Below are 15,514 nucleotides of genomic sequence, written 5' to 3'. Positions count from 1 at the left end.
CGATATTATCTTTCAATTTATTGACCGGAGCCGAGAGCCCGGTTTCGGAGAAAGGGAAACGAATCAGCAATATAGAATACAATAGAACCTTAAAATACGAAACGACCTTTCTCCGGTGCAGAACCCACACCAAAGGAAGAAAGCGGGCTCCGGAAAACCGTAATGCTGCTTGAAAAGGAGAAATGCTAAGATGGAAATGAATTGAAAATCCGAATAAAAAAAAGAGACACCGACTAATTGAAGTTAGCCGGTGCTTGAATGTGAAAAACAGATATCTGCTATATCTTTTTTGGAATAGTAGATTGATCAGAGCAAGGATCACAAAGATTTTGTTTGTTGACTTTAGGCCGTTTTGCGGCGGCCTCTTTGATATTCTCGACAAAACGATGTTTGTCGGGAATAGCGCCGTTTAAAACTTGATCCGGCGAGAAACCGAACAAGACACCGCTTGGACGAGAGTTGTATTCTGGAACCGCAGCTTTGAGAGTGTCGATCACTTCCTCAAAAGAAACAGGATTTTTAGGAAACAGAAATTCATATTTCATTTTCTTGTTCACGGCTTCGATCATACTGTTCGAGTAGGAGATGTCGACCTGAGCGGTAAGTTTTTCGATGAATAGACTAGGCTGGTCTAAGAAACCGTTGACCTCGCCTTGATTTTCGGAACCGTCATCGCAGAGCAGACGGATTGGTTTGTGAAAGAGATTGAATTTTTCGCAAACTTCTTTCAGATTTGAAACCGTATTCTTTGCGTTCCATTCTAAAGAAGCTTTCCATCCGAGAATAGTACGGGAAAAATTGTCCATGATGAAATGGATGTAAGCTTTAGAACCGTCTTGCACTCGTAAGATGGTCGTATCCATATGAAGAAGAGTTAAAGGAGAAGAAGCACGAATGCCGATTCTTTGTTTCGGTTTTCGGAAACGTTTGAAATCGGGTCTTAAGACCCGAGCATACTTGTAAAAGGTGCTTAAATTTAGGAAAGCCTTCGAGTCGTTTAACATTTGATAGAAGACGGACCTGAGAGGCCAATGTTGCAACTCCGGCTTTTTTAAATACTTGGCGATGATCGTTTGCTCTTTGGAAGTAAGTTGTTTAGGATGCAATTTTCTACAAAGATTAAAAGTAGAAGTGAAACAATGAACCTCGTTTTTCCAACGATAGAAACGTTGTGAAGAGATCTTCAAAAGCTTGCAGGCGGCTTTGATACCGATGAGAGGAGAGATCCTTGTAACAATGGAAACGATGTTTTTCTTTTGTTCGTTCCAAATTCTTCTTTTCCCTCGCATATTTTCCGTTAAGGAGAAGTAGAATTGAAAAACAACAAGAAGAGCGGAAAGAGTTTTTTTGAATGTTTTACTTTCCGAAATCTTTCTGTAGACGTCTTCTTTAAAATGCACGGGATCGTCTTCGGTAAACCCGACAACTAAAGAGAGATTTCGTTTTTTCCAATCGGAGAAAGTCGAGTCCGGAATACGGGATCTTTCCTGTTTAGATAACATTCCCAGTTGCGCCTTGAGTACAAGCGCGGTGTGATATGAGTTTTTGGTTTTCATGATTTTGCAAAGAAACAATTTTGGGGGAAGTTTTGTAAAGTAAAAAAATAAAAAGAACATAAAAATAATATGATATACTAATTTTAAAAATGAAACCATCATTTTCACCGGGACTTAGTTTTACTTTTTACAAAAATTGGCGATACTGTGGCTTGAATAAAATATTCGTATATCAAAAAATACTAAGTAGAGTTGTTGAAAAATGATTCCATATTCGTTTCTTTTTCATTGAAATGGGCTGCACCTTCTCTGTGAAAGTTCAAAAGGAATGTCTGGATATCCAGACTTTTCAAAAAATTTCCAACAAGAACCGTGCAGGGGATATGAAGAGACACATCGTATCATAAAAGAGTAAATGAAGACTTTATAATTTAAGAATCTACGCCTTTATTAGAATTTAACTGAATATAATTTCTAAGATCACGCGGGGATTTCCCGGTAAACTTAATACAAGCCCTGTGAAACGAAGAAGCGGAATTGAAACCGCATTCGAGAGCGATATTTAAAAGATTGAAATGAGATTTATTTTTCATCATAATCATAACTTCATTGATTCTATGAAAATTCAGAAAATCATTATAACTCTTACTTAGATATTTGTTTAGGTAGTAAGAAGCTTGGTGAGTGGAAAGACCTAAGTCACTGGCAAAATCCGGAAGTCTAAGTTCCTCGTCTATAAAACCTTTGGAAGTTATAAATTGATTCAGTTTGATTTTAACTTTTTCTAAATCAGTACCCTCTAACAAATCTCTAGGCGGATATTTATATTTTTTTGTTTCTTTGACTTCTGGAGTTGGAATGGTTTCGGATTCAATTTCTTTGTCTATGTTCGCGCCTGAGACTTTAACCTTGCCAAATAAAAAAGGAAAAAAACGTTCTAAAATAACCGAGTAACATATCACAGATCCGGAAATCAATTCCGCAAAGAATAAACACTCTTTCTTAAAAAAAATAGAACCAAAGAAATCAAAAACAAAACAAATAGAGATTAAGAAAGATAGAAAGGGAAGATTATAATGTAAAATAGATTTGTTAGTATTTAAAACCCTACTCAAAGACCAAATAAAAGTAAAAATTGAAATAACAAATCCTAAAATATCTACAAATGATATAAAGTAAAGATCGGGAATAAAATAAGAAAGTAAAATCGTAATAGGAATCGTCCCTAAAAGTCTTTTGCAATACAACCAGGGATTATCAAAAGATCCTAATACATACTTGAAACAAACGCAAACAGCCAAACTGGAATATAAAACTAGACCGTAATAAAAACCGAATAAAATTCTACTTTCGTTTCGTAAAGTTCCTTGATCGATAAGGATACCGTTATTTAAAATCAGAAAGAGTACCGTTGAATATAAAACCGTGCCGTAAGATTTGTTAAAATTATCACCCGAAAAAAGTTTCGAAAATCCTAAAATTAAACCGATACCAACACCAAAGGCATGGAAATAGAGGATACCCAATTGTAGAAAACTTTTATAATTGAAAATTTCGGCTGTATTCATAAAGTTTTATCTAATTATCTTTTACGCTTTGTTGGTTAGATCGTTAGCCAGGATCCTTTCAAGGTGTGTCTTGTTCTGGTAGCGAAAACTTGCGAATTTCAGTATGGTCTCATGGTTCACTTTATATAAAGTATTGCCGAAGTATTTTTCATATTCGTCTAACTTCGATTTGTTGATGTTCAATGGTTCTATTTTAAAATAGTTAATTATCATGGTTAGTCCTTATTTTGGTTTTTGACATGGCAAACCATCGGAATGATAAAAAACCCAACGTTTTTTGGCATACGTCCACTAAAACAGTATCTAAAGAATTGCATCTATTTTTGTATTCAAAGACTGTAAAGATTTTGCTTGATCGAATCCTTCTTAGTTGAGTAGTTATCTCTAATTGGAATGCGAGTATAAGCACTAAAGCAATATACACATAAGTCAATTAAAAAATGCAAATTGCACGATAAAAAATATGGAAAAATTCGAAAGATTACAAGAAGCATGTAACACCTTAAAAATTAACAGAAAAGGTTTAGCCGATATTTTAAGGATTCATCCGTCAAACGCCTCCAGATTATTGAATGGAGAAACAGAATTTACTTGGACGTATGCGGAACTTTTTCAAATGAAAACAAAAGTATCTGCTGTTTGGATTATGGAAGGTAAAGGTGAATTTTGGTTTGAAGAAGAACCCGGAAATGACAAAGAGAAATTAATAATTCGAAATATATTAAAAATTCCCGGTTTAGCGGAAGTAATGGATAAGTTTATAAAGATACACCAAGAAGATCAGAAAATGATTATAGGAATAATCAATCGAATCTATAAATTATCTGAATCCAAATTTAAAAAATAAATAGATTACTTTAAATATTTATCATACTTAATCGCGATTTTTCGGGCGGTTGCTTGAAATGGTATGTTGGCTTTAAAAAACCAGTCGAAAGCAGTGTCTAAAACTTCTTTGGCAAGGACCGAATTTGCATTTAATCTTTTCATCTCAAATTCTTCAGGGTCAAGTATAGAATATAATTTGAGTATTGGATTAAGAGTGATTCTATTAAGTATAGGTACTTGTTTCCCGGAAAAAATTTCTAGTCTAGTTTGAAAGGCATCATAGTGTAGGATTGCCACTCCCCAGAATCCTATACAAATCATAGTACCAATAAAAGCATAAGATCCTAGATATATTTCAAAGAATGGTAAAATCCAAACTAAAGGAATGATAATTAAGAACGCTGAAGTAATTCCGAATGACATTAGAGATAATCGAACACGAATCATTCCATCGGAGTCTATTAAACGTTTTGCAAGTTTAAAAATACTTTCAGAAATCCAAAGAATAGAATAAAGGATCAGTATATGGTAAGCTAGTTTAGGTTCGTAAGCTAAAGTATTAATATCAATGATTTTAATCAAATTAAAACAAAGAGCTGAAAAGACTAAATATGAAATCAGACAAATTTCTATAGCTTTTCGAAAATAAGAAGTATTGTAATTTTCATTGATAAGTTTATTAACTATTTTAGACAAAAAATAAGGAGCGAAAATAACTGAAATCAAAATCCAATTGGGAGCGTAGAGACGAATGCTATAAGGAATAAATTGCCTGCATCCCGAAAATAAAGTCCATAACCCAACGGAAACGGTTAAATAGAAAAAATTTCGCCTTACTTCAATAAGTGGATTACTGAGTTTCTTTATGTAATATCCAAAACCGAATATCAAAGATGAAGTTAAAAGAGTAAAAAATATTGACATATTTGTGACACGGATATTTCCATGTCACCATGATCTTGTCTTAATTTTTTGTAAAGCGTCTTTAGAAATTTCGATTGGTGTAAGATAGACTAACTCTCCTTGAAAATAACATTCCGGAAAGTAAATTTCTTTTCCGTATTTTTTAGATGGGATTGCACCTATTGAAGTATAAAGTTTAACGATAGAATTTACTTTTTTGTGATAAAACCCGTAGACCATATCAAAATTTTTATCAATACAATACTGAGCAGCTGCTTGAAAGGTTGCTAATGCTGCCCAAGATCCTTTTATAGATAGAACGAAACTTACAGAATTCCAATCTGCGATATTGTCGCCAATTACTGCATATCTTTGGATAGGATCGCTACCTTTAATAATTCCTAATTCCAAAGGAATGAGATTATTCGGTTTTTTTTCTACAATTCGCATAGCGGCTAAAATTTCTGATCCCTCACGGACATAGAACCAAGTTGACCAAAGATCCATGTCCACTGCGGTATATAAAGATTTTGTATATCCGAAGTTATTGAAAACATCGCTGGCAAATTTTTTAACGTGATATAATTCCTCTTGGTTTTCCAATCCAGATAATCGGATTACGTGAAATTTATTAGCTGGTTTTGTTTTTTGTATTGTAAGTGACATATTTAAAATTATGTCATATTATAATAAAAAGATCAATCATTTAAATTTGAAATGTGGTTGGGACATTTGAAAAAAGTTCGTTTGCAATAAATAGGAAATTCTAACGACGTACGTCCCAAACAAGGATTTAAAAACAGAGTATTAGAATAGACCGATCCAAAGCCGATTTTTTATCCCTTCGGAAGAATATTCGGAATTTGTGTTAGAGATAACTACTGACAAAAAACAATAACGTTATTTATCTAAAACAAACAAGACGAAAAAAGAAGTAGAATTCTAATTTAGTATTACTGAATACAGAGTAAACCCTTGAAGCGCACCGAATTAAATAAAGTCATATCTAAGATATTGAAAGCATACGAAGAGATGCGTCTTCAAAGCTCATTGAACGGCAATTCGGAAGTATTAGAAGCCAATCGAGAGATTGGAAGGATTTTGCAAACTGTGGAACGAAAAGCCACAGAACAAGAAAGGTCAACAGGTAGTTGGATGAAATCAATTTCAAAGGAGTTACAAAAACATCTCAAGAGAGGTTTTTCGGAACGCAATCTTTTTTATGCGCGTAAGTTTTATGAAATTTACGGAAATAGTAAAATCGATGTTAGGTTAAGCTGGAGTCATTATCGTATTTTGTCTTCTATTGCGGATGTAAATATTCGAGAGAAGCTAATGAAAGAGGCGATCGAAAGAAATTGGAATCGTGATGATTTGTCCTTTCGAATCAGGGATTTAAATGAATTGAGAAAAGCTCCCACTTTGAGATGGAGGCGTCCGGAGGGAGTTCTTTGGAATTATAAAATTAAGGATGTATGTAAGGAAAAAGGGACGTTGTTAATTGATTTGGGTTTTTACTGTTATTACGAATTACCGAGTTCGCGTTTTATAGGTAAATTCAAAGTTGGCGACATCATACAAATCGAGAAACAAAATGGAAGTTGGAATTTGTCAAATTCAAAATTGGTTCATGTTTCGGAACTCTACTTTTACTTTGGTGAAATAGAGCGTGTTATTGATGGGGATACGATCTTAGCCAAATTTGAATTAGGTTTTAACGTGATAACCAGACAAAGAATCCGTTTGCACAATGTTTGGTCTGCTGAATTGGGTTCGCCTGAAGGGGAAGATAATTTTGAGTCTTTAAAGAAGAGATTGCCTTTAAAGACTAAGGTGATCGTTAGAAGCAGATCCAAAGATGTTTATGGAAGATACGTTGGAGAAGTTTTGTATTCAAAAAAGAAAATCCAGGATCCCGTAGATATTTTTACGATAGGTATTTATTTAAATCAGGAATTAGCTGAGATTAGTTAAAGGTGATGAAATTTTTATTGAATCGAAAAGAATTAAAAATGATTGTAAAAGATTAGAATCCCTTCATATTTTACTCATTGGTCTGAAATCTCGGAGTTTTTTCGAGAACCAAGCTCGACTGCACCGGCGGTGCGAAGAGATCAAAAGCATGTTCTTTGAAAACGATTTTCTTTGAGTAAGAGAGATCCAAAAGAAGAAAAGAAATAACATAGACCCACAACGCGGGATAATTTAGTGTGGCGTGTGTTCACTGGAATAAAGGAACGATCTTTCTCTACAAACGAAATTAATTCAGTACCCGACTCTGAATTCAACAGATTCCATGGGTCGCACTCTGGAATTTCACTTGAACCACAGTGAAACATCGACTCACAAAGCGGCAGGGATCGAAGCGAAAATACTGCAATGCAACATGCAATAAATAGAATCATATTCATATTTACGATAATACTTCATGTTGCTTTGCAGATTGAAGCGAAGAGCCCGGTTTCGGAGAAAGAGAAACGAATCAGCAATATAGAATACAATGGAACCTTAAAATACGAAACGACCTTTCTCCGAAAGCCGCCCTCTTTCCTAACCCCTAATTCCTATTCACTAACCCCTAAAACGTATGTGGCGGCAGCAGCAATCACAGCAGCGAACGCAGGAGTGCAAGCATACGTAGCAGGCGAAACGGGCGGAGGAAACAACGGCGCGATAGCGGGAGCGGCTAACGCAGCGATATCTACGATTACAGCGGGAGCAGGTTCCGCATTTACAGGATATGTAAGTTGGACTCCACATCGTACAGGTAACTTGTTCACAGGAGAAGACGCTGTAGCGGGAGGATGGGGAGGAGGAATCTCGGGATCCTTCCAAGGAACTTCTGGATTATTAAAAGGAGTCGGTTTAACGGGAGGACTAAGCTTTCAACCTGGAAGTGGAGTTGGAGTGAACCTAAACGTAAACTTTCCGGGAACACTTGGATTACCGAAAGGAACGTTCTTAGGAGTCAACTACCAAACGGGAAGCGGCAACTAACACGGCAAGCGGTGGATTTAAATATCTACCAAAACGGTAAATTCTTCCACTGGAATTTCGTTAAGTAGCGAGTAACAGCGGATATACGAGCGTTGGACTCAACTACAACAAAGACGGAAGTTCTTTCTTAAACAGACTGCAAGGTTATTCCCTGAACATCGGAAGCGACGGCTTACTGAGTTTACACAATCAATTCCGAGGAGCGGATGTATTGAGCCTTGGATACAACTTCAATACGCACACTTTTGATCCGATCGGAATCAATCAAAACTTTCAAAACGATTACAACAACTCGGTAACTCAAGAGAACGCGGCGGCTAACGCAGCAGCATCGGCAGAGAAGTTAGCAGAGAAGAGACAAGAATGGCTGGATCAGCAACGAACCAAACCTGGTTACGAAGGCTTGAGCGACCAAGCAGTGTTTGACAAATACAAATTGGAGAACAGCGGAGTAGGTGGCAGTCGTTTGGATTTACCTTCTCAAGTGTTTGGTAGCTTGGGAGATATGTTCGGAGGTTCATTAGGTTTATTTAATTCGAGTGGGGAAGGTTATCTAAACTCTCAAGGTGAGTTTGTTCCAAGGACTTGTTTTACCGCGGGGACGTTAGTTCATACCAAGAGTGGGACAAAGAAGATTGAGGAAGTGAAAGTTGGTGACCAAGTGTTGTCTTGGGATGAGGAGAGCGGGGAAGTTAGTTACAAGGCTGTAACGGAACTTTTTGTTCACGATATCAATCATCTTTTTTGATGTGGAGGTGAACTTTCAAGAGACGTTTCATACAACTTGGAATCATCCGTTTTGGTTAGTGAACGAAAGATCTTGGGTTCAGGTGAAGGATTTAAAAGTCGGAGATATTGTTTTGCTGAAGGACGGTTCTTCTGTTCCTATTACAAAGATATCAGCTTACTCTGTGTCGACGACTTCTGTTTACAACTTAGAGATTGAAGAGACTCATTCTTACTATGTAGGTAAGGGGGGTGTGTTGGTTCACAATTACGCGATCCCACTCGGTGCACGAATTCTTCATGCACTTGTGACAGCAGGTATTGCTTATTGTTCGAGTAATAACTGTGGAGGAGTTATTAACAGCAATGGTAATCCGAATGAGAACAAGCCTGAATTACCTGCACTACCTCGAGATCCGTCGTTAACTCAAAACGAAGCGGAACAGATGCGCAGACAGGGTCTGAACCCTATGAACTCGAATGATATTCAGAAGTTCTTTGATAAAATATATCTCTACGCCCCTTGGAACTAAATCTATTAAAGAATTAATAAATGCAGGAAATGAGCTTGATAGAAATGGTTTAACAAAAGCAGGCCGAGCTTTACAAAAACACGGTGATCGCGAAGGAAGTGTTTTTCCAGTATCATCTGGGTCTCCTTCAGAAAGAAATACACAAGGAGAAAAAGTATTACAGGGGATTCTTCAAAGTCCTGACAAAATCATTCGGCCAAATAAATTTGGTGGTCAGGATATTATTGATAATATTACAAAACGCGGAGTTCGCTATAATGAAGACGGATCATTTAGAGGCTTTCTGGATCCTTGAGGAGGGTAAATTTTGGATAGTGATATAAAAGTTTTGATCGTGAGTGATATCGAATATGAAAAGCTAATAGCCGAAATCTATTATCGAGAGAAATTTGTTGCTTTGATTAATCAAGATCAAGGAATTGAGAATCTGCAAATGGAGTTTCCAAATGGAGAACTTAATGAAGATATGATAATAAGAAAAATAGACTTAAAAAGTTTTAAATATGGAATNGATCTTGCTATGGAAAAATTGGTTGGGAAAAAGTAAAGTGTCTTATTTCCCGCGGCAGGGATGGAGGCGTGGTCAATAAATTGGGACTGAGGGTGATGCTTTTCATATCGATCGTATCTTTCAATTTATTGACCGGAGCCGAGAGCCCGGCTTCGGAGAAAGTAGAACAAAATAGCAAAGTAGAATATAACGAACTACTCAAATACGAAAGACATTTTCTCCGAAAAGCCGCCCTCTTTCCTAACCCCTAAACCCTATCCACTAGCCCCTAAAAACGTATGTGGCGGCAGCAGCAATCACAGCAGCGAACGCAGGAGTGCAAGCATACGTAGCAGGCGAAACGGGCGGAGGAAACAACGGCGCGATAGCGGGAGCGGCTAACGCAGCGATATCNACGATNACAGCGGGAGCAGGTTCCGCATTTACAGGATATGTAAGTTGGACTCCACATCGTACAGGTAACTTTGTTCACAGGAGAAGACGCTGTAGCGGGAGGATGGGGGAGGAGGAATCTCGGGATCCTTCCAAGGAACTTCTGGATTATTAAAAGGAGTCGGTTTAACGGGAGGACTAAGCTTTCAACCTGGAAGTGGAAGTTGGAGTGAACCTAAACGTAAACTTTCCCGGGAACACACTTGGATTACCAAAAGGAACGTTCTTAGGAATCAACTACCAAACGGGAAGCGGCAATTACACGGCAAGCGGTGGATTTAATATCTATTCAAAACGGAAATGCATCCACTGGAATTTCGTTAAGTGCGAGTAACAGCGGATATACTAGTGTGGGATTGAACTACAACAAAGATGGAAGTTCCTTCTTAAACAGACTGCAAGGTTATTCCCTGAACATCGGAAGCGACGGTTTACTTTCTTTGCACAATCAATTCCGAGGAGCGGACGTATTATCACTCGGATACAACTTCAATACGCACACTTTTGATCCGATCGGAATCAATCAAAACTTTCAAAACGACTACAACAATTCTGTAGCTCAAGAGAACGCGGCAGCTAACGCAGCAGCATCCGCAGAGAAGTTAGCAGAGAAACGCCAGGAATGGCTGGATGCACAACGCACTAAACCCGGTTACGAAGGCTTGAGCGACCAGGCAGTGTTTGACAAATACAAATTGGAGAACAGCGGAGTAGGTGGAAGTCGTTTGGATTTGCCTTCTCAAGTGTTTGGTAGCTTGGGAGATATGTTCGGAGGTTCATTAGGTTTATTTAATTCGAGTGGAGAAGGTTATCTAAACGCGCAAGGTGAGTTTGTTCCAAGGACTTGTTTTACCGCTGGGACGTTAGTGCATACGGCTACCGGTACAAAGAAGATTGAGGAAGTGAAAGTTGGTGACCAAGTGTTGTCTTGGGATGAGGAGAGTGGGGAACAGGGATATCACCTTGTTAGTGCGACGTTTGTAAAAGATACCGATGAGATCTATATTCTTCCTTTTGAAAATGGCACGCGAGTAGAGACAACTTGGAATCACCCATTTAGAAGATTGTTTCCGGAGTATTCTTCCGCTAACAGTCCTACGAAATTGAATTCGGAGTGGGTGGATGCTAAGGACTTAAAAGTGGGTGACGTTACTTTTACGAAAGAAGGTAAACTTCTCCGTATCGGTTTTATTCAAGTAGAAGAGAGAGACGAGACGGTTTACAATTCACAGTCGATAATGATCACGACTACTACGTGGGTGAAGTTGGGATTTTAGTTCACAACGAAGTAGGCTGCGGTGGCGCTTTTGGTGAAGCAGCGATAGTTTTAAGTCAATGTAAAGGCGATGCAGCCTGTACATCTCAAGTATTAAGTACTTTGTCAGAAGGAGCCCAAAAGGGAACTGCTGCCGCGCTTGCGGGTGGGTTAGCGATTTTTAGGTGGACTTTGCGCTTCCTGAGGCAATGCTTCCATTGGCTATTAAGCTTGCGGACAAGTTTCCTACTTTGGGCAGTTTGTTGGGATTGAGTCCGAATCTAAATTCAGGAATAGTTAATAACCTAAGTAATTTTTCTAACGACACACAAAGGATTAGAATATTAGAAAATCTTGTTTCTCAGCAAGGAACTTTAAATAACGTGAGTTCGGCCTAAGGAGGAAAAAAGAGAAAAATCTTGTACAGAAAAGCGCCAGATCACATATTGAACCGTATTTTCAGCAAAAAAGGGGTTAAATATGGATCTGACAGAGATATTTTGTGCCATAGACGATTATTGTACACAACAAAAAATAAACTGGAACATGAAAATATTGAGTCCGGTGGTTCGAAAAAGAAACCGAAAATTTCAGTTAAGCCTGAGTGAAGTAGCAACGATTGTTGTCTGTTTTCATCTTTCTCATTATAGAGAATTTAAAAATTGTTATCTGATAGAAATAAAAAAGAATTTAAAATCGGAATTTCCAAAAGCGGTAAGTTACAATCGTTTTGTTGAACTGATGCCTAACGCGTTATCTGTCATAGCTTCCTTTCTATCAAATTCTTGTCTGGGAAAATGTTCGGGAATATCGTTCATTGATTCTACGATTCTCAAAGTATGCGACAACAGAAGAATCCATTCTCATAAAGTATTTAAAGATACTGCACAACGAGGGAAATCAAGCACAGGCTGGTTTTATGGCTTTAAATTGCATTTAATCGTAAATGATCAAGGTGAAATATTATCATTTATGATTACTCCTGGAAACGTCGACGACAGGAATTCGAAAGTGATTTTTCCACTTGTTAAGAATATTCACGATAAACTTTTCGGAGATAGAGGTTATATCAGTCAGTCTTTGTTTGAAAGTCTTTATGAAAAGGGAATTCAACTCATTACAAAACTTAAAAAGAATATGAAAAATAAATGAATGCCCTTAGTTGATAAAATTCTTTTAAGAAAAAGAGCTATCATTGAATCCGTAAATGATGAACTCAAAAATATCTGTCAGATTCAACATACTAGACATCGAAGCTTTTTCAATTGGGCTGTTAATTTATTAAGTGGGTTAGTTGCATTTTCATTTTTTCCAAAAAAACCTTCTTTGAATTTGAGATCCAAAGACAATTTACAACTTTTACTCTCTCCTTAGGCCGAACTCACGTTAAATACAACGCAAACCGTTTTGAAACAATTAAATGATCAAAGAAACTATATCCCGATACAATCTATCCTTCAAACTGTAGGCAGTGGTACTAGGATTTCAGATCCCCAAGGGGTAGCAGGTAGATTTATGTATTCATCTCCAGCTAACTTTAATAGCTCATCAGGATATTTGGAAGTTTTGGTCAATGAAACTTCGGGAGTGATAGAGCATGTTCTCTATAAAAGTATAAAATAATATGGAGGAAAGTTTTAATTCAATTTTTAAATTGATAGATGAATTCTCGAATCAGGAAAAAGATGTGGAAGAATTTTGTAGAAAATATGAGGATTTATTTAATTTTAAACTAGAGAAATCTAACTTATCTGAACAAACGATGCAGAGTTTAGTAAAATTGTTTGATAGAGTGGTATGGTATTCTCCTTTTTTAGAGGAACGTAAGAAAATATCAGGATACTTGAATGAAAAAGAGATTATTGAATCTATTCTACAATGCAGAAATGAACTGGGCTCCGATCAATCAAGGAGTAAAACCATGGTAGATTACAGAGTCGAATATCTTTGTCCTGTTTGTGGTTTTGAATTGGATTTCTTACCTTGGGAAGGTCTTAATCCTTCCTTTGGGATTTGTCCCTGTTGCGGAATTCAATTTGGATATACGGATGCTACACCTGAAGGAGAAGGAAAAGAGCAACAGGCCCGATATCGTAAATGGTGGATTTCACAAGGAATGCCTTGGCAAGATTATGGAGTTACCGATCCCCCACCAAACTGGGATCCTAAAGAACAATTGAAAAGGATCGGAATTTTTCTGTGAAACTCCGCGGCAGGGATGGAGGCGTGGTCAATAAATTGGGAATGAGAGTATTACTTTTCATATCGATATTATCTTTCAATTTATTGACCGGAGCCGAGAGCCCGGTTTCGGAGAAAGAGAAACGAATCAGCAATGTAGAATACAATAGAACCTTAAAATACGAAACGACCTTTCTCCGAAGCCGCCCTCTTTCCTAACCCCTAACTTCCTATTCACTAACCCCTACGTAAAGGAGTCGGTTTAACAGGAGGCCTTAGCTTTCAACCTGGAAGCGGAGTTGGCGTAAACAATGAATGTAAACTTTCCGGAACACTGGATTACCGAAGGGAACGTTTTAGGTTATCAACTACCAAACAAGGCAGCGGCAATTACACGGCAAGCGGTGGATTTAATATCTATCAAAACGACGTAATAACTTCGTATAGCATACATTATACGAAGTTATACTGGGTTCCTGCTAAGGATTTAAGATCGGGAGAGGCTTCTGTTCTTTCGAATGAGAAAACATTAGAGATTGAATCGATTACAATATCCGAAAGAACAACTACAGTTTACAACTTTGAAGTTGAGGACGCTCATTCGTATTACGTCGGTGAAGGATGGGATTTTAGTTCACAATGATTGTGTGGTTACGGGTCCTAGTATGTCGTTAGAAGCGTTTAACGCGCTTTTGAAGTATATGCCAGGAGCTTCCGAAGCGGAGATAGAGGCAGCGAGAAAATTAATAGAGATCGGTAATCGTCCCGTTGATGGAACCATGGATGCGGTTTTTGATGTTGCTGCGTATATTGATGCAGCCTGCAAGAACGGTTGTCCTCCTGATATTGCGATGGCTCCGATAAAACTCGGTGTGAGCGGTTTAAAGGTAGCTTCGGAGCTGATTCGAAGTGGTAGATTTAAAGAAGCCTTGAGTTTATTTGGTAGTGGTGTCAAGAATTGGGTGAAGGGGAGTGATAATGTATCTCTAGGTAAGATATCACACTCTTTGCCTGAAGGATGGGTTGCTACTCCAAGTAAAAAAGGCGGGGGTGTATTATTTAAGGACCCAAGCAATCCTCATAATAGCATAAGAGAAATGCCTGGAAACCCCAACAGTCCAAATCCTGCGCAGCGAAATCCTTATGTTGTTTTTAAGAAAGATGGTCAAGCATATGATATGAATGGGAATCCATTGAAGAATGCAGATGACCCTGCGGCTCATATTCCTCTTGATAAATTTGATATGAGTAAAATGCCAAAATTTTAAAAATGAATAAGACAAATTTAGAAAATATTTATAAAGATATACTTGAGCTTTCTGATAAGGAAAAGCAAAAACAGTATTGGTTTGGTAAGAATCATGAGCATATATCGTCATACGTAGAGCTCATGTGCAGGCTTTTTGACGACAACAACTTTGAGGAATTTGTCGATAATATTAAAAATTATAAAGGCAGTAAATTAAGAGAATCATTGATTAGTTTAAAGGAATTGCTGGAGTCTTACGATGAAGGTGACAAAGAAGATACTGAGATCTTATTAGATCCGCAATGGGATTTAATAGTTGAGCAAGCCAGGAAAGTTATAAGCGTATGGGATATAGATATCTCGTAGATCATCGTATGTTAAACAGAGTTCACATTAAACATTTCCCGCGGCAGGGATCGAAGCGTGGTCAATAAATTGGGACTGAGGGCAATATTAATCATATCGATCGTATCTTTCAATTTATTGACCATTATGTTTCGACCCGCAGGAAGAAACATTGAGTTACCCGAGAGCCCGGTTTCGGAGAAAGGGAAACGAATCAGCAAAGTAGAATACAATAGAACCTTAAAATACGAAAGATACTTTCTCCGAAAGCCGCCCTCTTTCCTAACCCCTAATTCCTATCTACTAGCCCCTAAATACACAAGCGCGAATAACGCGGATGCACGTGACAGCGACAATGTCAGCGCGGCGTCGCAGAGCGCCCAAAGCCAATCTCAGAGCGCGGGCATGGTAGTAGATTTGATCAAGAGTGTAGCGTTAGGCGGAATGAGTCCGCAGGCGTGGGCGCAGGGCCAGGTGAAACAGATGGCAC

Annotated in this window: 19 protein-coding genes and 3 pseudogenes; 17 read left to right on the top strand and 5 right to left on the bottom strand. The window is 37.9% G+C overall.

Annotation, left to right across the window (positions count from 1 at the left end):
- Window positions 1–278 precede the first annotated feature (278 nt).
- The 3 genes from LEP1GSC062_RS19090 to LEP1GSC062_RS25125 all read right to left on the bottom strand — a co-directional run bounded on the left by LEP1GSC062_RS19090 (window position 279) and on the right by LEP1GSC062_RS25125 (window position 3,277).
- Window positions 279–1,616: a DDE-type integrase/transposase/recombinase gene (locus tag LEP1GSC062_RS19090; RefSeq protein WP_155827720.1), complete on the bottom strand. Its 1,338-nt coding sequence runs from the start codon at window positions 1,614–1,616 to the stop codon at window positions 279–281.
- A gap of 311 nt (window positions 1,617–1,927) precedes the next feature.
- Window positions 1,928–3,064: a helix-turn-helix domain-containing protein gene (locus tag LEP1GSC062_RS19085; RefSeq protein ID WP_020985195.1), complete on the bottom strand. Its 1,137-nt coding sequence runs from the start codon at window positions 3,062–3,064 to the stop codon at window positions 1,928–1,930.
- 21 nt (window positions 3,065–3,085) lie between these two features.
- On the bottom strand, window positions 3,086–3,277 hold the full coding sequence (locus LEP1GSC062_RS25125; RefSeq protein ID WP_010578190.1) for an LIMLP_19325 family protein: 192 nt from the start codon (window positions 3,275–3,277) through the stop codon (window positions 3,086–3,088).
- Between the two features lie 250 nt (window positions 3,278–3,527).
- Here LEP1GSC062_RS25125 and LEP1GSC062_RS19075 point away from each other — a divergent pair, with 250 nt between their 5' ends.
- Complete coding sequence (locus LEP1GSC062_RS19075) at window positions 3,528–3,911, top strand: hypothetical protein (protein ID WP_020985190.1); 384 nt, start codon at window positions 3,528–3,530, stop codon at window positions 3,909–3,911.
- A 5-nt stretch (window positions 3,912–3,916) separates the two neighbouring features.
- Here the strand turns inward: LEP1GSC062_RS19075 and LEP1GSC062_RS19070 are convergent, their stop codons facing one another.
- Window positions 3,917–4,816: an LIC10906 family membrane protein gene (locus LEP1GSC062_RS19070; protein ID WP_010578188.1), complete on the bottom strand. Its 900-nt coding sequence runs from the start codon at window positions 4,814–4,816 to the stop codon at window positions 3,917–3,919.
- Window positions 4,817–4,840: 24 nt separating this feature from the next.
- Window positions 4,841–5,461, bottom strand: a complete 621-nt coding sequence (locus LEP1GSC062_RS19065; protein WP_039942725.1) for an LBL_2463 family protein — start codon at window positions 5,459–5,461, stop codon at window positions 4,841–4,843.
- Window positions 5,462–5,770: 309 nt separating this feature from the next.
- Between LEP1GSC062_RS19065 and LEP1GSC062_RS19060 the strand changes: the two genes are divergently transcribed.
- The 16 genes and pseudogenes from LEP1GSC062_RS19060 to LEP1GSC062_RS20610 all read left to right on the top strand — a co-directional run.
- Window positions 5,771–6,769, top strand: coding sequence for a DUF1016 N-terminal domain-containing protein (locus tag LEP1GSC062_RS19060; RefSeq protein ID WP_078124703.1), 999 nt, complete (start codon window positions 5,771–5,773; stop codon window positions 6,767–6,769).
- Window positions 6,770–7,174: 405 nt separating this feature from the next.
- Window positions 7,175–7,792 (top strand): TIGR04388 family protein, encoded by a 618-nt coding sequence (locus LEP1GSC062_RS25120; protein ID WP_020985192.1) that lies wholly within the window; start codon window positions 7,175–7,177, stop codon window positions 7,790–7,792.
- Between the two features lie 127 nt (window positions 7,793–7,919).
- A pseudogene (locus LEP1GSC062_RS25385) lies at window positions 7,920–8,090 on the top strand (TIGR04388 family protein); the annotation flags it as partial.
- Window positions 8,091–8,297: 207 nt separating this feature from the next.
- On the top strand, window positions 8,298–8,540 hold the full coding sequence (locus tag LEP1GSC062_RS25380) for a Hint domain-containing protein (protein WP_279625794.1): 243 nt from the start codon (window positions 8,298–8,300) through the stop codon (window positions 8,538–8,540).
- On the top strand, window positions 8,512–9,051 hold the full coding sequence (locus LEP1GSC062_RS25375) for a Hint domain-containing protein (RefSeq protein ID WP_051201267.1): 540 nt from the start codon (window positions 8,512–8,514) through the stop codon (window positions 9,049–9,051). Before LEP1GSC062_RS25380 ends, LEP1GSC062_RS25375 begins: the two co-directional genes overlap by 29 nt.
- Window positions 9,017–9,346, top strand: coding sequence for a hypothetical protein (locus LEP1GSC062_RS19045; protein ID WP_051201266.1), 330 nt, complete (start codon window positions 9,017–9,019; stop codon window positions 9,344–9,346). Before LEP1GSC062_RS25375 ends, LEP1GSC062_RS19045 begins: the two co-directional genes overlap by 35 nt.
- A gap of 284 nt (window positions 9,347–9,630) precedes the next feature.
- Window positions 9,631–9,813, top strand: a complete 183-nt coding sequence (locus LEP1GSC062_RS23740; RefSeq protein ID WP_162142179.1) for a hypothetical protein — start codon at window positions 9,631–9,633, stop codon at window positions 9,811–9,813.
- A 453-nt stretch (window positions 9,814–10,266) separates the two neighbouring features.
- On the top strand, window positions 10,267–11,271 hold the full coding sequence (locus LEP1GSC062_RS19030) for a Hint domain-containing protein (RefSeq protein ID WP_020985186.1): 1,005 nt from the start codon (window positions 10,267–10,269) through the stop codon (window positions 11,269–11,271).
- 458 nt (window positions 11,272–11,729) lie between these two features.
- Window positions 11,730–12,623, top strand: a pseudogene (locus tag LEP1GSC062_RS19025) (IS982 family transposase).
- 313 nt (window positions 12,624–12,936) lie between these two features.
- A complete protein-coding gene (locus tag LEP1GSC062_RS24370) occupies window positions 12,937–13,452 on the top strand; it encodes a hypothetical protein (RefSeq protein ID WP_208855154.1) in 516 nt (171 codons plus the stop codon).
- Complete coding sequence (locus LEP1GSC062_RS24365) at window positions 13,449–13,649, top strand: hypothetical protein (protein ID WP_020985183.1); 201 nt, start codon at window positions 13,449–13,451, stop codon at window positions 13,647–13,649. The genes LEP1GSC062_RS24370 and LEP1GSC062_RS24365 overlap by 4 nt, the downstream gene beginning before the upstream one ends.
- Before the next feature lie 92 nt (window positions 13,650–13,741).
- Window positions 13,742–13,864, top strand: a complete 123-nt coding sequence (locus tag LEP1GSC062_RS25370) for a hypothetical protein (RefSeq protein WP_279625793.1) — start codon at window positions 13,742–13,744, stop codon at window positions 13,862–13,864.
- Window positions 13,846–14,073, top strand: a complete 228-nt coding sequence (locus LEP1GSC062_RS25110) for a polymorphic toxin-type HINT domain-containing protein (protein ID WP_341853184.1) — start codon at window positions 13,846–13,848, stop codon at window positions 14,071–14,073. Before LEP1GSC062_RS25370 ends, LEP1GSC062_RS25110 begins: the two co-directional genes overlap by 19 nt.
- Before the next feature lie 22 nt (window positions 14,074–14,095).
- The gene (locus tag LEP1GSC062_RS22505; RefSeq protein WP_244265132.1) at window positions 14,096–14,698 is read left to right on the top strand and encodes a hypothetical protein; all 603 of its coding nucleotides are present in this window, start codon (window positions 14,096–14,098) and stop codon (window positions 14,696–14,698) included.
- 2 nt (window positions 14,699–14,700) lie between these two features.
- The gene (locus LEP1GSC062_RS19005; RefSeq protein WP_010578177.1) at window positions 14,701–15,045 is read left to right on the top strand and encodes a hypothetical protein; all 345 of its coding nucleotides are present in this window, start codon (window positions 14,701–14,703) and stop codon (window positions 15,043–15,045) included.
- 126 nt (window positions 15,046–15,171) lie between these two features.
- A pseudogene (locus tag LEP1GSC062_RS20610) lies at window positions 15,172–15,514 on the top strand (hypothetical protein); the annotation flags it as partial.

It is taken from the genome of Leptospira alexanderi serovar Manhao 3 str. L 60 (assembly GCF_000243815.2).
GTDB lineage: Bacteria > Spirochaetota > Leptospiria > Leptospirales > Leptospiraceae > Leptospira > Leptospira alexanderi.
The sequence above is the reverse complement of the archived record's forward strand: the minus strand, read 5'-3'. Positions and strand labels throughout refer to the sequence as shown.